The 22,457-nt window shown below is 69.4% G+C and carries 11 protein-coding genes; 6 read left to right on the top strand and 5 right to left on the bottom strand.

What is annotated here, in order from left to right; genetic code table 11:
* Positions 1 to 944: 944 nt before the first annotated feature.
* Positions 945 to 1,475 carry a PASTA domain-containing protein gene (locus NH342_RS06060; RefSeq protein WP_253012699.1) on the top strand — a complete coding sequence of 177 codons (531 nt, stop codon included), beginning with the start codon at positions 945 to 947 and terminating at the stop codon, positions 1,473 to 1,475.
* Positions 1,472 to 3,064: a hypothetical protein gene (locus NH342_RS06055; RefSeq protein ID WP_253012696.1), complete on the top strand. Its 1,593-nt coding sequence runs from the start codon at positions 1,472 to 1,474 to the stop codon at positions 3,062 to 3,064. Before NH342_RS06060 ends, NH342_RS06055 begins: the two co-directional genes overlap by 4 nt.
* Here NH342_RS06055 and NH342_RS24110 read toward each other — a convergent pair.
* Positions 3,043 to 3,690 carry a hypothetical protein gene (locus tag NH342_RS24110; RefSeq protein WP_253012693.1) on the bottom strand — a complete coding sequence of 216 codons (648 nt, stop codon included), beginning with the start codon at positions 3,688 to 3,690 and terminating at the stop codon, positions 3,043 to 3,045. The two genes, NH342_RS06055 and NH342_RS24110, sit on opposite strands and share 22 nt — an antisense overlap.
* Positions 3,691 to 3,744: 54 nt before the next feature.
* Between NH342_RS24110 and NH342_RS24105 the strand changes: the two genes are divergently transcribed.
* From NH342_RS24105 to NH342_RS06035, 3 genes are read left to right on the top strand one after another with little or no spacing between them, the layout of a single operon-like run.
* Complete coding sequence (locus tag NH342_RS24105; protein WP_253012690.1) at positions 3,745 to 4,842, top strand: hypothetical protein; 1,098 nt, start codon at positions 3,745 to 3,747, stop codon at positions 4,840 to 4,842.
* The gene (locus NH342_RS06040; RefSeq protein WP_253012688.1) at positions 4,835 to 7,990 is read left to right on the top strand and encodes a toll/interleukin-1 receptor domain-containing protein; all 3,156 of its coding nucleotides are present in this window, start codon (positions 4,835 to 4,837) and stop codon (positions 7,988 to 7,990) included. Before NH342_RS24105 ends, NH342_RS06040 begins: the two co-directional genes overlap by 8 nt.
* Before the next feature lies 1 nt (position 7,991).
* Positions 7,992 to 10,763 (top strand): toll/interleukin-1 receptor domain-containing protein, encoded by a 2,772-nt coding sequence (locus tag NH342_RS06035; protein WP_253012685.1) that lies wholly within the window; start codon positions 7,992 to 7,994, stop codon positions 10,761 to 10,763.
* A gap of 513 nt (positions 10,764 to 11,276) precedes the next feature.
* Here NH342_RS06035 and NH342_RS06030 read toward each other — a convergent pair.
* The 4 genes from NH342_RS06030 to NH342_RS06015 all read right to left on the bottom strand — a co-directional run bounded on the left by NH342_RS06030 (position 11,277) and on the right by NH342_RS06015 (position 17,274).
* Positions 11,277 to 13,298: a triacylglycerol lipase gene (locus tag NH342_RS06030; protein WP_253012682.1), complete on the bottom strand. Its 2,022-nt coding sequence runs from the start codon at positions 13,296 to 13,298 to the stop codon at positions 11,277 to 11,279.
* On the bottom strand, positions 13,295 to 13,684 hold the full coding sequence (locus tag NH342_RS06025; protein WP_253012679.1) for a hypothetical protein: 390 nt from the start codon (positions 13,682 to 13,684) through the stop codon (positions 13,295 to 13,297). Before NH342_RS06025 ends, NH342_RS06030 begins: the two co-directional genes overlap by 4 nt.
* Positions 13,685 to 14,338: 654 nt before the next feature.
* Entirely contained in the window at positions 14,339 to 14,719 is a 381-nt protein-coding gene (locus NH342_RS06020) for a hypothetical protein (protein ID WP_253012677.1), read from the bottom strand.
* Positions 14,720 to 15,480: 761 nt separating this feature from the next.
* The gene (locus NH342_RS06015; RefSeq protein ID WP_256479563.1) at positions 15,481 to 17,274 is read right to left on the bottom strand and encodes an RHS repeat-associated core domain-containing protein; all 1,794 of its coding nucleotides are present in this window, start codon (positions 17,272 to 17,274) and stop codon (positions 15,481 to 15,483) included.
* Positions 17,275 to 17,550: 276 nt separating this feature from the next.
* Between NH342_RS06015 and NH342_RS06010 the strand changes: the two genes are divergently transcribed.
* Positions 17,551 to 22,077, top strand: coding sequence for a hypothetical protein (locus NH342_RS06010; RefSeq protein WP_253012674.1), 4,527 nt, complete (start codon positions 17,551 to 17,553; stop codon positions 22,075 to 22,077).
* The last annotated feature ends 380 nt before the right edge of the window (positions 22,078 to 22,457 follow it).

The following is a 22,457-nucleotide window of genomic DNA, read 5'->3' as shown; positions in this document are numbered from 1 at the left end:
GGACTCTGCTGGACCAGCACGTGTCAAGAGGATTCAGCGAGCCCGCTTCTCAACCAGTGTTCATCGAGTCGCTGCGAGCGACGTGGTGAAATCTCGTGGCGGGAGATACGCGTCCTGGACCCGTCACCCAGGGCTGGTCAGCGTCGGCGTGACTCGTTAGCGGTCAACAGGTCGATGACCGCCAGTCTGCGGCAAGGGCGGTGCTCTCGTCAGACCCGGAGGTGACGTGGGCGAACATGTACGTCTCGGCCAGCTCGGCGCTCCCCGCGTTATAGACCCTCAGTGCTCGTCCCACTGCAGGACGAGGGGTGCACCTGACCGGGCCGTAGCTGGACCGCCACCCCGACGTCGTCGTCCGTGAGGAGGAACTCCTGTGCGCGGCTCGGCACGTGCTGCGGAGGACGACGTCCGACCCTCGGCGGGGGGGAGTACGCAGCAGCGCGAAACCTGCGACCGAGTGGGAGACGCATCGGTGCCGCCCCGTGATGTCGAGCGCGGCACGGTGCTGTAGAGCCGGACTTCCGCCGGCCGGTGTGCGGCGACGGGCCCGACGACGGTCTCTTGATGAAGCCGCAGCCGGGCTGCATGACGACGACGACCTGGTAGCGGCGAATGAGTGGGCCCGGGCGCTGGCCCGGGTGCGGACGGAATCCGTCGAGGACGTCACGACCGTCCCTCTCCTGTGATGGGCCGCCCTTCAGGGGGCCGTTCGGCGGTACTGCCGGCAGGTAGGGCCTGCATAACGATTCGGGAAACGGACCCACTGGTTCCGCCTCGGTCAAAGCTTGCCGGGTTTAGTACCCCGCAGCTGGCTCGACGTTGCGGGGGCATCGATGGCGCAGGGGCAACAGCCACGGGGACGGGTGTCCGCGCAGGCGCTTGTCCTCCTGGCGCGGGTTCGGCGCTTAGTGGGCCAGCGGCGCACGCGGTGGGCCGCCGCCGGGATGGTCCTGCTGGCGGTCGGCGTGCTGGTGTTGGGTGCCGGGCTCGGCTGTGCCGGGCGATCGGTGGTCGCACCCTCCGCCGACGCGCCGGTCGAGGTGGACGTCGTCGCCGCACCGGCCGACGACACCGGCGGTGCTTCCCGGCTACCCGACGTCCGGGGGTTGGCCCTGGCCGCGGCCCAGCAGGCGGTCGCCTACGCCGGCCTGAACCCGTCGCCGGTGACCGTGGTTGAGGTGTCGTCGGCTTCTCCCGGGGGCACGGTAGTGGGCCAGGATCCCGTGGGCGGCACGAGCGCAGCGTCGCCGGTCACGTTGTCCGTCGCCGTGCCCGGCGAGGTGCCCGCGCTCGTCGCCGTGCTGGCCGAAGGCTTCGCCGGCGACTTTCAGTACCTCGTCACAGCCACAGTGCTGGACGTCGGACGACGGTCGCCGTGGGGTGGCCTCGTGCTCGCCGGGGCAGGGGTTAGCGTCGTCGGCACGGGCGTGCTGGTCCTCCGCCGGGGACGCCGCACCACGGGCGGTTCTTCGTGAGCCGGGCGCCCGCCGTCCCCCGGCGGCCCTTCTGGCGCTCCGTCGAGGAGCGCGGTGTCGTGCTGGTCGGGGTGCCGGCCGGGATCGTGCTCATGGCGGCCATAGTCACCATCTCGGTCGAGGCCCCGCGGTCTTCGTGGCTCTCGCGGGTCTACGGTGCGACCGGCCTCTTCGCCGGCAACTACCTGCCCGTCCAGGGGCAGCCGGATTCGCCGACCCCGCTGATGGCCGCGCTCGGCGTAGCGGCACTGGCCCTCACGTTCGTGGCCGCCCTCACCGCGGTGTTCGCCTCGACGTCCCGGGCCCGGCAGCGGTACCGGGCGCGTCGCTCGGGCACCAGGCTGGTGGTGGTCGGGAGCGGCGTTCCGGCCGCCGAGCTCGTCCGTCGGCACCTCCCCGCCGGACCCGGGGAGCTGCTGCTGGTCACCGCCACCGAGCGCACCCCGGCGGCGGTGGCCTCGCGGGGGCGGGCGGACGTGCAGGTGGCCGACCTCGACGCCCTGTCCGACGAGGTCGTCGCCGGCCTGTGCGAGCGCGGCGGGCAGATCGTCGTCGCCGGGGAGGACGACGCAGCCACGCTGGAGCTGGCCCGGCGCCTCAGCTTGGGCAACCGCGCGGAGGCCCCCGTCGTCGCGGTGATCGCCCGGGCTGCGCTGGTCGATGAGCTGCGGCCGGCCGAGATCGACGCGCAGTTGGTCGAGGGCCTGCTGGTCACCTGCCCGGCGGAGAACACCGCCGGCAGGGTGGCGCAGGAGCTGGAGCGGCTGCTGCGCGCGGACCCGGCCCTGCTGGCCGCGGGCTCGGGCACCGTGGTCGTCGACGGGGACGCCGGCGAACTGACCGAGACCGTGCAGCGGTGGGTGTGCCGGCTGAGCTGGGCCCGGTCGTTCCTGCTGGACGAGCACGCCCGGCCGGTGCCGCGGGTGCGCCCGTTGCTCGACGTCGACGGCGACGGCAATGGGTGGCCCGACGCCACGTTTCGCGTGGTGGTGGGTGCCGACGCCGCGGACGTCGCAGCGCGGGCGCTGCGGGCGGTGCGGCGCGGCATGCAGGACCCGCGGCGCATGATCACGGTCACCAGCGCGAGCCTGCTGCCGGCGGCCCAGCGCGAGCTGGTGGCGGTGGTGGACCCGCGCGCGACGGCCTGGGACCCGGACCTGGTGTTCGAGAGCACGGCGGTGCGGTGGGGCCGGATGTTCCACAGCGTCTACAGCCTCGCCTTCGCCTCGAAGGAGGCGTGGTCGCCGGCCGGGCGGGCCGGGCAGAGCTCGGTGGCGGCCGGCCGGTTCCTGCCCCGCAACCTCGCCGACCACGGCTTCGTGCTGGTCCGGGTCGACGGCCGACCGGCGGCACCGTCGTTCACCCACGACGAGGTGACCTCCCTGGCCGCCGCCGAGCACGAGGACTGGCTGCGGCGGACCTACCGCGAGGGCGACGGGCCACCGCAGCGGGTTCCGCGCGAGGGCAGCGAGTTCGACCAGCCCTGGAGCGACCTCACCGACGCGCAGCAGGAGCGGAACCGCACCCTGGTGCGCGGCGCGGCGGCGGCGTTGCCGGCCGTCTTGGGCTACGAGGTGCGCAGGCGATGAGAACCGTGGGTCAGAACCCGTTCGAGCAAGCCGCGTTGCTCGACCGGGTCGGTGGGCAGCACGAGCGTCCCGGCAGGAGGGGCGGCAGCCAGCTCCCGGGCCAGCCGGCCGGTGCTGCCGGCGACGAGCACGGTCCGACCCCGCAGCCGGCTCTGGGCGACGTCGTCCCGGCTAACCGGCCCGCCGTTGAGCAGGAGGGTGGCGGTGGGGGCACTGACGGCAATGGCGCCGGCGACGTCGGCCAACGGCACCGTCTCGTCCCCCCAGTCGTCCCCGTCGACGAGCACCACGTGGGTGTGGTGCGGCTCGAGCGGGACGCGTCCGACACCAACGAGTGCCCCGACTGCGACCCCGACCAGCGGCCCGGTCCAGCCCGACACAGACGCCGCCCGGCCGATGCTGCGCATGACGCCGCTGTCGGTGCCGCCGTCCACGATCGACGCCCCGCAGGCCCGCACGGCCGGCAGCACGACCTCGGCGACCAAGCGGTCGATCTCGGCGGCGTCGGCGGCGTCGACCCCGCCGGCCCCGCCGACGACCACGAGCACCGGCACGCCGGTGGGCAGGCCAAGGGCGACCACGGCATCGGCCGGTGCCGCGGGCTGCCGAAGCCGGTGGGTGCGCACGGCTCTGCATTCTGCCGGTCCGGGGTTGGGCGCATCCGCCTCCTGGTCGCCGCGGTGGTCGCGGTCCTCATGCTGGCCGGATGTACGTCGGAGGCGCCGGACGAGGTGCCGTCGGCGGCAGGGTTCTGGCCGGTGTCGATCGGTGAGGTGGCCGTGGTTCGCAGCGGGGACCAGGTGCAGTTCACCGACGGATCGCGCACGGTGCCGGTCGACGTGCGCGTGACGCCGTCCGCGCCGGTGGTGGTCGTCCCGGTCGGGACGGACAGGGTCGCCCTGCTCGCCGAGTACGGCTCGCAGCTGCTGAGCGTGGTCCGGCTCGCGGACGGGTCGGTGGTGCAGAGGCCCTGCCCCGACTGCCACGGCCTGGCCGGGATGGGCAACCAGCTGGTCACCGTGCTGTCCGACGGGTCGCTGGTTGTCCTGGACGCCGACCTGGGGACAGCGACCCTGGCGCCACTGGCCGAGGTGCCGACGCCCGCGGTGGCCGAGCCCGATCCGGACTGGACACCGGACTACCGCGTGCTCGGCGACGAGGACGGGGTCGTGGTCGTGGGGCAGCTCGCGGCCGACGGCGGGGTCAGATTCGGGCCGACCGTCGTCTCGCGGTACGACAGCGGCGGCGGACTGCTGTCCAGCGGACAGGCGGTCGACCGCGGCCTGCGGATCGAGTCGTCGGCCAACGGCGGGGCGACCGTCCTGGAGTCCACGTACTCGGCGGGTGCCTGCTCGTCGGGCAGCCGGCTGAGCGTGCTGGGAGAGCGGGGGGACGCGGTGCAGCTGCCCACGGCGGACGGGGAGATGGTGCGTGACTGGTCGTGGGCCGGGGACCGGGTGGTGACGGTCTCGTACGTCAACCAGATGAACTACCAGGACTGCGACTACCGACCGCTCGTGGTGCACGAGCTGACGGTGTCCGACGGCGTGGTGTCCGAGATCCCGAGCCCGGGTCTGACGAGGTTGCGGGTGCTGGGTGGGTGCGACGTCGTCGTGGCCCTTCGCGACCTGGCGGGTCAGCCCGCAAAGCTGGTGGCCCGGGTGCCGGGCGGGGACGCGCGCGACCTCGGGCAGGTCGACGACGTTCTCTGGTCGGCACCGGCGACGTCTGGCTGCCGCGACCTGGCCGGCGACGTCGCCGAGCTGGCCGGTGCCTGAGCAGCCCGGGCCCGCGAGCGGGTCCCGCTTCGACGCCTTCATTTCATACCAAAGTAGGTCCTCCCAGCAGGTCGCCTCCTACCTGCAGCGCGAGCTGGAGCAGGTGGCCCGCCGGAGCGTCGACGAAGCCCCGGTCCGCATCTTCCGCGACGCCACCGACCTCACCTTCGGCGGGTTGGCCGAGACGCTGCAGGACCGGCTGCGCAACTCCCGCCGGCTGGTGGTGGTGCTGCATCGGGAGACCCGGGCCTCGCCGTGGGTGAACCAGGAGATCGAGTACTGGCTCGCGCACGGCGGGACTCCGGACCGGCTGATCCTGGTGCTCGCCGACCCCGCGCTGGACCTGTCGTGGGACGACACGACCGGGCAGTTCCGCCACGAAGAGGCCCTCCCGCCCGCGCTGCACGGCCGCTTCCCCTCTGAGCCGCTGTGGTTGAACCTCTCGGCCCGACGACTGGGTCGGCCCTGGGCGGATGAGGGCGAGGTGGCCCGGCTGTGCGCGACGCTGATGGAGCGCGATCCGGCGGACCTGCTGCAGCGGGAGGTCCGAATCCAACGGGCCCGCCGCCGCCGGCTGCGTGCCCTGCTCGCCGGGGCGGTGGCGCTCAGCCTGGTGGCCGTCGCCGCCGGGGTGGTCGCAGTACTCAGCTCCCGCGAAGCCGACCGGCAGCGGCTGCAGGCCGAGGCGCAGGCCCGGGCTGCCGAGGCCCTGCTGGTGGCCGACCAACGACCGGACCTGGCGCTGAAGCTCCTGAGCCAAGCGTCCGCGGACTCGGCAGACTCGTCGGTGCGGGCCGCCATGCTCTCGGTGCTGGACCAGAACCGTCGACTGGAACGCGTCGTCGATATGTCCGGCGTGCTGGGTGGCGCCGCACCGGACGACATTGGCCTGAGCGACGACGGGCGGCGGGTGACCGGCTGGCGGGCGACCCCGGAAGGCTGGGTGATCGGGGTCTGGGACGTCGACAGCGGGCAGGTGCTGGTCAACGCCGTGCTACCGGAGGGCACCTCGGAAGTATCAAACCTGGCGCTGGTCGGTGATGACCTAGTGGCTTACTGCACCACCACGGGTCCCCGGCTAGTGCGGTTGACGGCGGGTGGTGCCTCCGCGGTCGACGGCGTGGAGGCCGGTGGACTGTGCCTGGCCGGCGCCTACCAGGGCGGCTTCTTCCTGCTGGGTCGAGAGGGTGCGGTGGCGACGGTCCTGCTGGCCGATGCCGCCACCGGGAAGGTTGCGCGGTACGAGGGGGTGCGCTTCGGCGGCACCAACCCGCTGGCCGACGTCGCCGTGGTCGAACGGTCGGACGGCGTGCTGGTGCAGGTGGGTGCCGGGTTGACCGAGACCGAGCTGAATCTGCCGGCGGACGTCCTGGCCGGTCAGGTACAGGAGGTGGATGGATGGGGGCGGCTCACCGTGCGGGCGACCGACGGCCGTCTCTGGCGCACGACCGGGTCGGGGTCCGAGGGCGACTATGCACCCGTGCCGGCGGACGCCCTGGCGGCGGCCCCGCTGGACGGCGCCTTCCCCGGGTGGGTGTGGGTCACCCCGGACGGTCGGCTGGCCTGGTCGCTTGATGGCCAGACCGTGGACGTTTCGGCGGCCCGGGCACCGGTGGAGAACCGGCCGGCCGACGACGAGGTCTCGCTGACCGTAGTGTCGACGTCCTACGACGCCACCGCGGTGGCGGTGTTCGGGTCGGTCGCAGGCAACAGCGCCGGGTTCGCCGAGGCGGCCGTGGTCGACCTCAGTCCGTCGCCGGGGTACCGGGCGATGACCGCCCGGGACACGCTGACCTCCTTGTCCGGCGACGCGGTCGCCGGCGCCGAGCAGGTCTTCCTGCCCAGCGGATTCGGCAACGGAGGTGAGCTGGTGAACTCCTCCATCTCCGAGCAGATCACGGGCGCGGTATTCACTGACGCGGCCGACCGGCTGCTGCTCGAGGTCGACGACTCGTCCCTCATCCTGCGGCAGCCGGGTGCCGGTGCCGAGGTGATCAGCGACGGCCCCGATGTGCGCGCCTTCGCGTTCGCAGCCGACGGGACGACGCTGGCCGTGGCTCGGGGTGCCGGCTCGGTCGGCGTCTATTCGACCTACCGCGCCGACGACCTGCCGGAGATCGCGAGCACCGACTCCGGCCCGGCCTCCGCGGTCACCGCCTTCGGGTCGGTGAGCTACCTACCCGTCGAGGGCGGGGTGCTCCGAGAGGCGGACGGCGGCGCCCGGGTGGTCGTCAGCGCCGACCAGGAGACCTCGGTGACGATCCGGACCGCCAGCCCGGACGGCGAGCGGGTCGTGGTGGCCTCCACGGCGAACGGGCAAGTCGACCCGGACGAGGATGACGCGGCACCCCCGGTGTCGGTGGTCGATCGGTCGGGCCGGGCCGAGCAGCTGGAGGTCAACTGCGGGTTTGAGGCCCAGGACGTGGGGTTCCTGCCCGGGCCCCACTTCACCACCGACGTCGGCGACGCGGAGGCGCAGCAGCTGGCCGTCCGCTGGTTCGGCGACGGGTCCGGGTCGAGCAACGGTGGCACCGACTGCGTGGATGGCGAAGACGTCGAGCTGCCGGGGGTGGCGGTGCTCGACTACGAGATGGACGCCGACCGCGGCCGCATCGTCTCAGACGACGGCGAGCGCGTCCGGGTGACCACCTGGCAGCGTGGTGAGCAGGACACACTGCGGACCCTGGATCTGCCCGGGGTCGTCCCCGGCTCGACCGTGCAGCTCGACGACGCCGGGCGCACGGCAGTCGCCTTCGTGCCCGGCGACACGGCGGTCACCGTGTTGGACCTTGCCGACGACGAGACCGGGTGGACGCAGACCCACTCGGTGGCCACGTCACTGACCGAGGTGGTCGGGGCCTCGTCGACCCCGTCCGGCCTGCTCGCCGTGGCGGGAACGGACGGGCAGCTGCACCTCTACGACCTGGAGAGCGGCCGGTTGGTGTTGCGCACCCGGGTCGCAGACGGCGTGGACGGGCCGTTCCGGGACATGTCGGTCACCGAGGAGGACGGCATCCTCACGGTGCGGGTCGCCTTCGTGGTGGAGGAGGAGCTGTCCAACGGTGGTGGTGTCGTGCGTGTGCCGATCTCGGTGGATAGGTTGCGCACCTTGGTCTGCGCCAAGATTCCCAGCTCGGCGGGCTGCTGACGTGGTCCACGACGGGGACGTGGGCGGCGACCGCTACGCGGCGTTCATCTCCTACGCGCGGGCGGCTGACGGACAGTTCGCCGAAGCGCTGCACAGCGGGGTGGAGAACTTCGCAACCAGGTCGCGGCGGGGGCGGGCCGTCCGGGTGTTCCGGGACGACGCCACGATGTCGGCCAACGCCGACCTGACTGGGGCCATCCAGGCAGCGCTGGCCACCGCAGAGTGGTTCGTGCTCGTGGCAAGCCCTGAGTCCGCCGCCTCGCACTGGGTGCAGCAGGAACTGCACTGGTGGCTGACCCATCGCTCGGCGGACCGGCTCGTCGTGGTGCTCACCGCCGGAGAGCTGGTGTGGTCGGGTTCGGCCGGTTTTGGCGCGCATGGCACTACGGCCTGGCCCGACCCGCCGCGGTTCCCGCTCGCGCGCGAGCCGCGGTGGATCGACGCACGCTGGTCGCGGGGGGAGGAGCGGATCAGCCGGCGTGACCCACGGCTGGTGGCCAACGTCGCCGACGTCGCCGCCCAGGTGCGCGGAGTGCCGAAGGACTCGCTCATCGGCGAGCACGTGCGGCTGCGCCGGCGGGCGCGGCGCGGGGTGCAGGCGGCGGTCGCGGTCCTCGTGGTGCTGCTGTTTGCGAGCGCCACGGCCACCTGGGTCGCGGTGGACCGCACGGCCGAGGCCCGCCGGCAGCTCGCCGTAGCGCAGGCTCGGCAGCTGGCGTCCCGCGCCGAGGCACTTGCCCCGACCGACCTGCAGTCGGCGCTCCTGCTGGCGGAGCGGGCGTACGCCCTCGACCCGGACGGCGAGACCCGGCGGGCGTTGTTCGCCGTTCTCACCGGGCAGCCAGCGCTGGTGGGTTTCTTCGAGGCCGGCGCGCAGGTGACCACCGTGGCCGGCACGGCCGACGGGGTCGTGGTCGCAGGCACCGAGGCCGGCACGGTCCAGGTGTGGCGCGCAGGCGCGACGTCACCGCACACGGCGTGGACGGCCGGGGGGCCAGTGACCGATGTCGCCGTGTCGGCCGACGGCACCGTAGTCGCCGCGGTCTCCGGGGTGGACGTCGGGTACGAACGCAGCGGGACGTGGACGGCCTGGCCGGACCCGGCCGTCGAGGCGTCGGTGGTGGCAGTCAGCGACGACGGCTCAACGATCGCAGTCGCGGGGCTCGACCCCGGCACGGGCGAGGCGGTCCTGCAGCTGCTGCGCCCCGGCACCGGTGAGCTGAGCCGAGGCGTGCTGCCCGGCCTCAGCACCCCGGCCAGGCTGGCCCTCGACGAGGCGGCGGGCGAGGTCGTCGTCAGCGACGAGATGATCGGTCGGTGGGATCGGGTCGGGGTCGAGGACACCGGGCTGCATGCGACCGGCGTGCTGGGACTGGGCGCGCACGGCATCACCACGGCACTGGCCCCCGACGGTTCGGGCATCACCATGACCTCCGGTGCGGGTGCGGTCCCGGTGGTCAGCACCCGGGTCTCGGACGACTACCCGACGCCCGACCTCTTCGGCGACAACCTGGGTGTCGACCCGACCGCGCTCGCGCTGGGGCCCGGCATGCGCACCCTCGCGGTCGCCGACTCCGGTCGCATCCACGTGTCCGAGGTCGGCGGGGCCGACGACCTGGGCAGTAGCACGACGACGTTGGCCGGGATCTCCGACGTGCCAGCCGGGGGGTTGGTGCTCACCTCGGCTCGAACGCTCTTGGCGGCCGGCGGTTCGACCGTGTCCCAGTGGGACCTCGATCGGGCTGGACCGCTGGCCCAACGCCGGACGGCCGAGCTGCCGATCGCATGCGAGGCCTGTCCGGGGCCGCTGCCGATCCTGTCCCCCGATGGTCGGTGGGCTGTGGTGTGGTCGCCGGAGATCTCCGACGGCCTCGTCGTCGACCTGGCCGGAGACGCGGAGATGCCGTTGCCGGTCGAGCCGGCCGAGACCGGTTTCGCGCCGGTGTTTGTCGACGACACGACCGTCGTGCTCTCCGGCCCCTCGGAGGGAAGCATCGAATTTCGTTCCGTCATCGACCCGTCCGTGCCGCAGCGGGTGGCGCGCATCCCGGGTGCGGGGCCGGTGCTGGCAGCCGCCACAGACGGGACCGGGGCGGCGGTGACGGTTCTCGACGCCGGCGGGGTGGCTTACGTCGTCGACGTCGCCACCGGGCAGGTGTCGGGCACCGGTGCGGCGCTGTTGGGGGCGCCGCAGGAGTGGACGGCGATGGCGGTGTCGGCGGACGGTGGCTGGGTCGCAGGCTGGTACCTGGACGGTACCGGCAGCACGATCGTGGTGGCCTCCACCGAGGGTGGGGAGCCGCTGCACCTGCCCGGGCACGGCCTCCGCTTCGCCGGGGACACCCTGCTCATGTTTCAGGACCTGGACTCGACGCTGGCATGGCCACTGGGTGGAGGGGCCGACGACGTGGCGGTCGTGCCCGGGCCGGATGCTGCGGTCGACCTGATGGGTGGCGGCGACCTGATGGTGGCTCCGATGAGCAGTGGTGATGTCGCGCTGTGGGACACCGGGGGCGTGTCCTTGGGAAGCCTTCCGGGGTTGCCGCCCACAGCCCGGGCGCGCGGCGTGTGGTCGAGCCCCGATGGTGCAGTCGTCGCGGTCGCCACCCCCGATGACACCTTCGAGGGTGGCGGTTGGGTGGACGTCTGGGAGACAAGCACCGTCGCCTGGGTGCGCACGGCCTGCAAGCTCGCGGGCCGAGAGCTCACCCGCGAGGAGATGGACACCGCGCTGGGCAACTCCTCGGACCAGGACCTGCGCTGCGGGCGCTGACGGGGGCCCACCAGGTGACCAGCTCCCGTTCCGTCGGCATATCTGCACGGTCATCAGGTTGACGGCAGAGTCACCCGGGCTGACCCGGACGGCCGACCTCCGGCCAGGCGCGGGGAGGGCCAACCGGACATCAGTGTCGAGACCGGGCAGGACCGCGCGGACCGTGGAGGTCGCGGGGTTGAGCACCCCCACGGTTTGGTTGGCGGTGGACACCAGCAGCCTCCCGCCGTCAGCCGAGGCACGTAGGTAGAGCCGGCCGCTGCCGAAGAGCTGGTCGTCCAGGGTATGGAGGCCCCGGCCGAAGGAGCGCAGCATCGCGTATCCGATTGGTTGCATCCCGTACGTAGGTGATGTCCGCCGGATCCATGCCATTTACCTGAATGCGTGTTGCGTCCAGCGCTATCCCATGCCTGCAGGGGCCTGGTCGCCGTCGGCGACCCCGTGCAGGGAGGACGACGGTGCCGTCCTTGACGACGAGGGCGGACACCACGGTCAGTGGGCCCGACGGGGACATCAGCCCAAGATCTCGAAGCCCGTCGGCGAAATCCTGAAACCTCGGTCGACCGGTACCTGCACACAGGAGACTGTGTCCACCGACTCGACGACGCAGCGGAAGAACGGGCTGTCGGCGCTCGGCGAGGTGATCACGGTGCCAACGGGGACGATGTCGGAGTTGTAGGCCGAGTCGGTGGCGCACATGAATCCGACGTCCCCGGGTCCGGTGACCAAGATTGAGCTCCCCCAGTCGCCGGTGCAGCTGGCGGGACGTGGGGGAGGGCTGAACATCGCGTTGACGACGTCGCATCGCGCCTCACCGAGATCGGTGTCGGCCGCCGCGTAGCAGCTCACGCTGCCATCCGGGGTGGTGAAGGTCCGGAAGAGCGCGTCTCCGCCGGGTTCACCCGCGGGTTCGTCGAGGATGGCGTCGGAGCAGAGCTCGTACCCGAGAGTGAACTCCCGGGAGCCAGCGACGAGCCAGTCCGAGGCCACGGAGGGGCCCGGGGGAGTGGTGTCTGACGTCGCCGGGAAGACGAATCCGAGCGTCAGGTCGGGGTCGTCACGGTCGGGCACCAGGGCGACCCACGAGTCGGAGATCCCGGCGTAGACGAACTCCAGACCTGCGGGACCGTAGGTGCCCCGGACGTCGGTCACGGTGGCCCCGCGGCCCAGGCCTTCGGCCGTGGTGGCCTCGGCCGGAGGGTAGACACCGTTGACGGTGCCGGTCCGGTTGTCGATTTGGTACCCCACGCTGTAGGGGGGTTGGTACGTCTCCGGCAGTCCGACGAGGGTGCACGGGTTACCGTCCTGGATCTCGGCCAAGGGGCCGGCTGCGGCTCGCGCGTCGGCTTCCGGGTCCCCGGCCACGACACCGGCGAACCCGCCGGGTACAACCCGAGGAGTGGTCCACGAGCGTAGTGCCTCGGCCGCTGCGTCCATCGCCTGGTCGTTGTGCAGCATGGCGCTGTGGCCGCATGGCGAGGTCAGGTAGCTGCCCAGGCGCAGCGCCGCCAGGTACTCGCCCTGCCGGTCGGCGGCGAGGTCGTCGAACACGACGCTGTCTCCGTACAGGAAGCCGATGCCCAGCACGACGGCGCGCAGAAGGCTCCCCGGTGTCGGTGGGCTGGCTGCGCGGAGAATCGCCGTTGTCGCGGACGTGTCCTGGGTGCAGCTGATGTTGCGGAAAGAGAGGTCCGTGCCCACCGGCGCGGTGCTGCCCGGCCGGCCCGAGCCGAGGTAGTCGCGAGCCGACTCCGGGCTGACGACGGCGTCCGAGCGGAGGTCGACGTCGTAAAGGTGCACACCCAGGACTGACCGGGACAGGACGGTCGTTCCGGTAATGCTGAGCAGCTTGGTGCCCGGGTCGAGGTAAGGAGGAGTCGCGCACGATGCCGGCAGAGCCTTCGTCGGACCGTGCTCAGCCAGGCACTTCGTCGCGTCCGATGTCCGGCCCGGTAGGCGGGCCCAGTTGAACCACTCGGTGAGGTTGGAGGCCCACTGCGCGGCGATCGACCCCCCGAACGGCGATCCGCGGTGCGGGGTGTCGATGGTGACCATGCCGGCGAGCACCTCGGCCGAGACCGGATGAGGCACGAAGTCGGCGCTCGACGCGAATCGCGTGGCCAGCCCGCCCATCGAGTGCGCCACCACGTAGACCCGCCCGTCACCCCCGGATGCTCGATGAGCTGCGGACACGGCGTGGAGGTAGTCCGCTAAGCATGCAGCGATCCGCGGTGAGACGACCCAGTCGTTGGCCGAGCGGCGGTAGTCGAAGTACCGGAAGTCGAAGGTCCCCGGCACGCGCTGCTCGATCTCCGACTCGACCTGGCCGAGGGAGTCCGAGTTGCTCTGAAGACCGTGTACCAGCACGAGCGGATGACCTGTCGACCGGAAGGTCCCCGGGTCGGTCGTGTACGGCGACGGATCGCGGCACCCCGCTGGAGCGGAGAGCGCGACGCCGGGAACGACGAGCAGGACAGTCATGGCGGTGATGACGACGAAGGCGAAGAACGTTGGCAGCCGAGCGGCGGGCGTCATGACTGGGGCTCCGTGCTGACGATCACCCAGTCGCCGTCGACTAGGGCGAGGTACACGGTCCACGTCGTCGTCCCGTCGCCGACGGTTGCGCTGACGCTGGCGGTGTCCTCGCTGGCGGGGGCGAAGGTGGCAGTGTCGATGGCCATGTCCAGGCCGGCCAGCGAACCGACGGCCGCGGGGTCAAGGGCCTGGTCGTCGGGCAGGGCCAGCACGTCACGAACGGCGGCCTCGTCCCCCGATGTCAGGCCGCCGGCCAGGTAGCCCGCGCGTTCTTCGGTGAGGGCGGGTGCATCGGCACCCGAACCGGTACTGACGGCGGGTGCATCGTCAGCGCTGTCCTCGCTGCGTCGGGTGAGCCAGAACGCGAGCGCGGCCAGCACCAACACCACGACGACCGCGGTCGCGAGGCACCGGCCATTCCAGGATCGGGCCTGTCGGACCGGTGTCACGCACTCTCCTCGCCCCCGTGCCCAGACCGGCTGACCGGTTGGACGCAGGCGGACTGTAGGGCATGGAACGGAATCGTGGGGCTGTGAGCGGGACCGCGGCTCACCCCCTTGGGTGCCCGCCTGATCGCAGACGGCGCTGACGGCACCGGCGACGTCGGGGACTGATGCACGTAGAGGTGACAAGCGAACCCTGATGGCAGCAGGCGGTGCCGTCCGTCGCCCGTGCTGATCGTGACCGTGGTGCAGACTCCGGCCGTGCCGACCATCCGAATCACCCAAGATCCCACCGCGGATGCACTGCTCAGCCGGGACCCGCTGGCGCTGCTACTTGGGACTCTGCTGGACCAGCACGTGTCAAGAGGATGACGTAGCTGGGGTCGCGGGTCGGTCTGCCTACGGCGTCCGGTAGACGCTGTGGTCGCCGACCCGGCGCCACAGGTCAATCAAACCTTGGTCGTCCTGGACGAACTCGAAGGTATATCGCGATTCGCATGCCGTAAGTATGGCGTTGTTGTTGACCACCGAAAATCTAGAGCGAGTCGTCTTCGCAGCAGGAAGCATCGGTAGAGCAGCCCGAATTTCAGCGCTGCGTCAGCTAGAATGGACGGTCATGTATAGCTCGTCAGAGTCGACGAACACCTCGATAACGAAATCTCCAGTCCTGATTCGAAGGCCAAAAACCTTTTGTTCATCGGTGACGAGCTCCTCTGTTCCGAGAACTTCAGTTTGAGTAGCTCGATTTAATAAGGGCTCGTCGGCGATCTCGAAAACTGCCCACTTTCCTGATTTCTCGACAAATGAGCAATTCTCGGCAGAGGGCGGCTCCGTGAACGGGTCAAGCCAGGGATGATCAACGCGTTTGAGAGATTCTCCGTCTGGACCAGCGTCGAAGTAGATAGCCGCTCCGTCCGCGAACGTCAGCTCCACCGGCCCGCCGTCATTAGCGACGGTTCCATCGCGGACGTAGCGCACAACTCGAACGGACAAAATGTTTTTGCCGGTGAGGTTCGAGTTGTGACTCATTGCGGTTTTGCTCCCTAAGACCAGTTGTTCGATGCGGCACTCAGTCAGATTGCGACGAAACCGCAATGACCTCTCGTGATACCGGATGGCATCCTTGGCGGTCGAACAATGACAGTCCCCGCCCGACGTCGAGGCTGGGATTGTTTGGTCGTATATCGATTGTGCTTTCGGTACAGCGGCGGACCCAGACTTGCGTGGCTAGCTGTGAGCACCTAATCGCCGGCGCACTGCTGGACCAGCACGTGTCAAAAGGAAGCAGCCGAACTACCGTCTGAAGCTGCCTAGCCCGGAGCGCATCGGCCCGGACGCCCGGTTAGCTTCGAGCCGTGCCTGCACTTCGTGAACCCCCCAGCACGGCCCGTTCGAGGGTCAGGGGTGCCGTGACCGTAGTAATCCTCGACTGCGGTGAGGAACGGAACATACTGTCGTCGAAGGATTTCCTCGCGTTAGTCAAAAGCGCCATTCCGGAGGTGTTGGCGCAGGTGCATACAGGGTTGGAACCTTTTCGAAGCCTTCCCAAAAAAACCACAGGTGATCACTGATTGGACACCGATACATAATGGTTGTCGCCTGATAGACATCTTCGGCGTCTATCAGCCCCTCGAAAGAATCGAAGTCCTGATCTGAAAGACATCGCCACTCATTGGGATTGGGAATAGTGCCACTAGTTGTGATTGGGTGGCCGCACACGCATACGAACTTGGCCATCGCTAGGGAAGTACGATGATGTCGGAGATCTGGCTCGTCACGCCCTGAACTCTTGGCAGAATGTTGCCTAGTTGTTCTGGGGTGATGGGTGACTTGCTGAGGTCAATCACGACGCCTCCGCCCCTAACCTGAGATCCCTTGCTGGCAACTTGGCTGACGATTCGACCGATATTGCCAGTAGTTGGTGTGTACACATCATAAGGTATGCCGTCGACGAGAAGGTCTGACATTCGGCCGGCGGTGGGGTCAGCCGCGCGCAATGTGACTGAACGTCCATCACCTGCCAATGATTCGGCTGCTCGGATCTCGCTTGACGAAAAGCCACTTCCTTCGTATACGACGGTGGAAGCCGCAGTTGCTGCTGCTCGTTCGCCGCTCGACGCGACGAGCCTCGCGGTGCCCTCGATGGCTGCAACGGTGCCGGCTTCGGCGGCATGGGCTTCGATGCCGACGACGCTGAGGTCGAGGATGAGGGAGACGCCTGCTTCCAGGCATTGACCCCAGGTGGGGTTCTGGTAGCAGTTGATACCGGCGTTGATGCCGAGTGCATCGCACAGGAGGCTCGCCCAGCCGCAGTGGTTGGCCGGTTCTGCGGAGGCGGTGGCTGCAGGCCGGGGCGTGTTTGCGCCGGTCGAATGGTGGGTCGAGTGACTGCTGGGGTGGCTGCTGGAGTGGTTGGGCCCTGAGCTGGCGATGACGGACTGGACGGTGGTGCGGGGCGTCGGGCTGGTGTGGCTGGTGGGGGTCGAGACGTGGACGTTGAGGGTGTCGAAACCGTAGGAGTGCTCGATGCAGGAGGCGTTTCCGTGGCAGCTGGGCGGGAGTGGCTCCAGGCCGGTGGGGTCGGGGTGGATGAGGGGGTTGTTCCAGCCGTAGGCGTAGCCGTTGTTCTGCTTCGGGTTGTCCGGGTCGAGCAGGGGGTCGACGGCGATGAAGCGTCCGAGGGCGGGGTCGTAGTCGCGGGATCCGAGGTGGGTCAGGTTGGTGAGGGTGGAGGCGGGCGCGTTGAGGTATCCGCGTGCGCTGGTCCAGGAAGGTTTGGTTCCCCGCGGTCGGCCGTAGGGGTCTTGGTATCGGCGGGTGATGGTTCCGTCGGTGGCTTTGACCTCGGTGGTCGCGGTGCCGATGGGGTCGGTGTCGAGGAAGTAGAGGGTGGAGCCGGTGACTCCGGCGACGGTGTTGCGCTCTCCTGATGCGACTCCGCCGAACACGTAGGTGCGGCTGGCGGTGACGGTGCTCGAGCCGGCGGCGACGCGGAGCTGCGTGTCACCGATGAAGGCTGTGGTGCCGGTGACCGGGTCGGACTGGACGAGCAGGTCGCCGTCGGCTGTGTAGATGTTGGTCTGCGTCTGGTTGTTCGCGGTTGTGAGGGTGGCGAGTTTGCCGCGGGCGTCCCAGGTCACGGTCTGTGCTGGGCGGGTGGTGCTGTTCCCGGCGGCGTCGGGGGCGCCGTAGGTGTCGGTCGTGGTGGTGCTGCCCGTGAGGTGGGTGACGCCGGACAGGGCGTGCGGGTGCGGCTGCCCGGCGGCGGGGTAGGCGTAGGTGTTGGTGGTGGTCGAGGTTGTCGTCCGGTCGATGGTCTGGGTTCGGTTCCCGGGGGACTGCTGCACGAGTAGGTGACAGAGCGGCGGTGTGCCGTTGGCAGTAGCCGGCGCGGTCGGAGGGCTGTGCTGGTGATGACCGTGGTGCAAACTCCGGCCGTGCCGACCATCCAAATCACCCAAGATCCGACCGCGGACGCGCTGCTCAGCCGTGACCCGCTGGCCCTGCTTGTTGGGACTCTGCTGGACCAGCATGTGTCAAGAAGATGAAGTAATTGAGCCTTGGCCCCGTTCGCTCTGTTCGGAGCGATTACTGCAGTCTCGATCGCCGCGGCTGTATACCCCTCCAGGGTGGAGCAGGTGCCAGGCAGCCGGCGGCCGCGGCCAACGCTTGAGGAATCGATACGGCACCGCGCCGGTAGGTTGAGTGGCGCAGCGGGGGCACCAAAGCACCTCGCCGGTCGTCGCACACTGCTTGTGCATTAACTGCCCCTAGTTGCACATGCGATATTCACAGGGCACGCTTGCGATGTGCAGCTGACGAAGCTCGAGACCACCATCCTCACGATGCTCCGGCGTTCAGTGGACCCGCTAAGCGGACGTCAGGTGGCGGACATCGCTGGCATTGCACCTAACACGGCCAACCGAGTACTGCGTTCTCTGCAGGAGCGTTCGTTGGTCGAGTCGGCGAAGTCGGGGCGAGCCGCCAGGTGGTCGTCGACGACCGATGCACACCAGATGCACGAAGCGTCGGAGTCGATGCAGCAACGGGTGGCACTGATCGTGACCGCCGTCGAGCTGGAGCGCACTGAGGTTCTCAACAAGCTTCTGAACACCGAACCGGTTCGGATGGGTGGCATCCGCATGGTTCGGGGGGAGATCCCCGGAGGCTCGATCAACTGGACGATTTACTTGGTCCGCGCGGGGATGGGCAACGCGACCGCGGCGGCTCTTGTGGGCCTCGCAGCTGGGGAGCTCAAGGCCGATCTCGTCGCGTTCGTCGGAACGGCGGCGGGCTTGAAGCCGGCAGACACCCGCCACCTCGACGTCGTCGTCGCCAGTCGTATCCACAATCCCTACGCCGGCAAGCAGGTGGCCGGCGACGAGGCTTCGACGCTGCTGGGAAGAGCTGCCTCCTACCTCGTGTCGGCACCGCTCCAGTCGATGGTGAACGCGTGCATCGCCGACAGTGGGTGGAATCCGTCGCCGCGCAGCCAGTACTTCAGCAGCGGACATCCCCACGCATTCGTGGCACCCGTCGTAGCGGTGGAAGCCGTCCAGGCTGACCCCGACGGTCCGGTGATAAAGACAATCCGACAGCACTTCCAGGACGCTGCTGCTCTGGACATGGAGTCCCTGGGGCTCGCAGCTGGCTCGGATATCCACGGTCTTCCCTTCTTGTCATTCCGCGGCCTGTCGGACTTCGTCGGCGACAAGTCCGCGCCCGGTAACGATGACCTGCAACCACAGGCGGCCGGCAACGCCGCAGGGTTGCTGCGCGACGTCCTCTGCTTCGCCCACCCCGACGACTTCGGGAGAGGTGCAGCTCGCGCCGGGCATGCCGCAGCACCCACGGGCGATCCGCCCGATGATGTGCCCGGTGCCCTGCCAGGCGGGGTCCAAATTTGGATGGATCGCCTCAACCGCAAATCGAGAGATCGGGCCGCAGCCGCGCGAATGGCGCTGGCCGACATGCGGCGCTCGGGTACCACTGCAGCAACATGGCTGAATAGGGCGTTACATCGTCCCCCGGTTTGGCTGCGGGAGGACGACTCCGGCGATGGGTGGGCCTTGGTCGCGTCCTTGGGATCCCTGGCCGGGTCGAAAGTCGCAGCGCGCGGGTTCGAGCGCGCTGCCGACGTAGCGGGGGTCGGGGGGGACGACGGCGCCCGGGCAGTTCTCCTTCTCCTTGCTCGTCTCGAAGAGATCGAGTCCGGTGCCGAGGACGGAGGATTGGCCGACACCCCCTCGGGACAGGCCGAGTGGCTGAACGCAGCCGTCGAGTTCTTCCGGTCAGTTGTCCGTCGAGACCTCCCCGACTCCAAGGCCCGTGCTGAAGCGGTGCTTGGCGCTCTGGGGCTCGCCGATCCCGCCGGGGTGCTCGGGCGACCTCCGGATGATGTCTGTGTTGCCGATCTGGAAGACGAGCTCAGAGATGTCGTTGCCGCGATGGTGTTGCGACAACTGGCAGCCATGATGCTGGCCCCGGGTGCAGCTGATCAGCTGGGCGTTCAGTCCGGCCTTGCCACTCGCACCCTCCGCGGGAACCCGGTCACCCGCGACCTGGCTGATGACGGACTGTGCTTGGCCAAATGGGCAGCGTCCCTGCGGCCCGACTCCGAGGGGTCGACGCTGACGCTCGTCCAGGCGACTCTGGGTGTCCTGGTTTCCATGTCTGGCCGCGCATCCTCCGACGTCGACGACGAGGTGTCCCGGCGGGCGATGGTGGTGGAGTCCGAAGCCCTGCGCGTGCGCGACGTGCTCCGCACATGGAACGGCGAATCCGGGAGTCCGCTGGCCGCTGCCGCCCGGGCACGCTCCATCCAGGGAGACTTCACGGGCGCTCTGCGTCTCCTCCGCCCGGCTCCGGACGGCCTCGCGTCGACCGAAGAGGCTCGGCATCCCGAGGTGGTCCGATTGGGCGCCTACCTCGCGCGGGTCACGGGGGACGACGACCTCGCGCTCAGCTTGGCGTTGAAGAACCCCGATCGGGTCGAGGGCCAGCTGATGAGGGCGGCCGTGCTCAGCAATCGACCGCAGATGGCAAGCGAAGCCAAGGAAGCCCTGTTCAAAGCGCTCGAGTTGTCCGACGGTCACCACAGCGATTTTCAGGCCCTCATGGCACTATCGCGGCGCTTTGGTTCTCTGGACGAGACCGAGCGGAGCGCGCTCACGGAGCGGGTGCAGAAGTTCGCACTGGTGGACCCCGACCTCGCCGACGTGATGCGAGCCCGAATCGCGCTGGCGCAGGGCGACCCGACAAGTGCGTTGCGCCTCGTACGAGGCCTGGAGCGGAACGAGCTGGTCCTCGACGCCCATGCGGACGCCCTAGTCGCCAGTGGCCGAGCAGAGGAAGCTGCGCGTCTGGTTTTCGACGAGGGCATCGCGCGAGGAGACGTCCCCCTCGCAACGGAAGGCCTTCAGATCGCGATCGACAACGGGCTTTGGGAGTCGGCGCGCGACATGTCGCTCACCCTCCTCGGTCACCATGCCGGCAGATCGGTCCGGCTGAAGGCCCTGCGCTCCTTGCAACTGGTGGCGCGTGCGACGAATCAGTGGCGGGATGTGGTGGCACGGACCGAGCAGATCATGGAGGAGCTGGTCGAGACGGGACTACCCGTGCCCGAGTCCGATCACTGGCATCTCGTGGAGGCCCACTACTTCTTGGAGAAGTACTCCAAGGCGCTAGCTGTGGTCGCGGCTGCATCCGCCATCAGTTTTCAGGAGCGCAATAAGGCGCTGCTGTTCCTGTCTGTGCTCAGGCGGGCCATGGATGAGCAGCGCACTGCCGACCCTCACCGGAGCGGAGACGTGACCGCTGATCTCGGTGAACCCCGCGTGTACGCGTTGTTCATGCGGGCTGCCGCTGAATGGGCAGAGGACGAAAAAATTTCGGCCCTAGCCATGTCGACTGTGCTGATGGCACCTGGTTCGAGCTTGTCCGAGGTGCAGATCGCAGATTTTCGCGAGTACGCCGAGGCGTACTTCGCGGTGCATGGCGATAAAGCCTCCATCCGGCAAATCTCGGTGGAGGACGACGATCTTGGTCCACTGATCGACTTCCTTCGGAGGGACGAGTCGCGACAGGAGGCACTCGAAGAACTCACCGGAGAAGTGCGTTCTGGCCTGTACCCACTGGCCGTACTCACGGCGGCCGCCGGGCGTACGTGCACCGAGAGCCTCATCCGCCGCGACCTGGGGTTCGTCCTGGCTGCGGACGGAAACGACCGACTCGGCGAGAGCGCTGCACGGATGGGTCTCGGAGGCAGGGTCGTCATCGACACCACGGCGCTCGTCGTCGCTCCGTGGGGAGGGACGCCGTTGCGGAAGCTGGCCGCGCACTTCGAGTCGGTCCTGGTCCCAGCACCGCTGAGGCAGGACGTCGTCGACGCCCGGAGCAGTCTGGCCATGAGGTCCACCGCGACGCTCGGGTGGGATGCCACCTCGAAGCGGCCGGTGTTCTCCGAGACGCCCGTCGAGCAGGCGGGGGCGTACGCGGATGCGGTCGACCAGGTGTGGGCCGATGTCGCTGACATGCAGGTCGTGCCGGTGCCCGACGCCACGCGTCGCGATGCCTGGCTCAGTGCGGTGACCGTGGCCCAGGAGTTTGGCATGCCCGTGTGGGCCGATGACGTCGCCCTCCGGCGGTTCGCCCGTGCGGTCGATGTACCCGCGTTCGGAACACTCGACCTCATCAGCGTTGTCGGCGACGAAGCGGACGTGGACGCAGCCATTGCTGCGTTCCGCGAGAACCGGGTGGTCGACCTGCCCATCCAGGAGCCATGGTCGATGCTGGCAGGTCGCGCGGATTGGGATGCGAGCAGCGCACCGGCGTTGGCCATCTCGCGACCGTCGGCATGGGCCGACTTGCCCGCGGCCTTCCGCGAGTTTCAGACGCTCATCCGGCTCAGGCCAGACGACCTCGACCCGGAGCAAACTGTCGGCTGGGCGTACGCGGCGGCCAACGGACTGGCCCTCGCCACCGTGCCCTCGGCCCGACCACAGGTGGTGGCTGCACTCCTGACCTGGGTGATCATCCATGCAGACCCCTTCTTTTCCGTCGCGGCGCGCGACCCGGAGTCGGTGGTTGTCGACGATCTACCCGAGGAGGCGGGAAAGGTAGCTGGGCTCGTCCTCGCTGCGGCCGAGGCGGTTGGCAACCGGCACTTCCCGGGCGCCGACGCGCTCGAGACCATGGTCGACGTCCTCTGCCGAGGTCTGTTGGAAGCCATCGGACCGGGGGCGACAAGTCGGGTGATCGCGTCCTTGGTGGCACGTCTCGACGAGTCGATCCGCGATCGGGTGTTCGCCGCCTATCTTCAGTCTGCAGGGCGGTAGGCGTCAGGATCCCCGACTGGCTCCTGACCCGACTTCTGATGTCGGCGGAGGATGTCTCCATCAACGGGTGGGCCTGTCGGCGGGTCCTCCGGGCGCTAGCCGAAGATGCGAGCTGACCACGGTGGCCGGCAGCGGAAGGGCAGTTCCCAGGGCCTGAAGGCGGTTCCATCGAACACTCCGAACCGTTCGAAGTGTGGAGGTGAAGGGGAGGTTTGAGCCGTGTCGATGACCATTCCGGGTCCCTGGTCGGGTGTGTCCGTGGCCGTGCCAAAGTCCCCACGGGTGGCCATCGAGAAGTCCCCGCTGATGGCCAGGTAGGTCCCCGTCCCTCGCTCGTCGTGTCGATCGTGAGCTGAGGCCCTGGGCGGTGACGGTGGCGG

Origin of the sequence: Klenkia sp. PcliD-1-E, from assembly GCF_024124375.1 — a bacterium.
Lineage (GTDB): Bacteria > Actinomycetota > Actinomycetes > Mycobacteriales > Geodermatophilaceae > Klenkia.
Note: the sequence above shows the minus strand (reverse complement) of the source record. Positions and strands in the feature narration are given on the sequence as shown.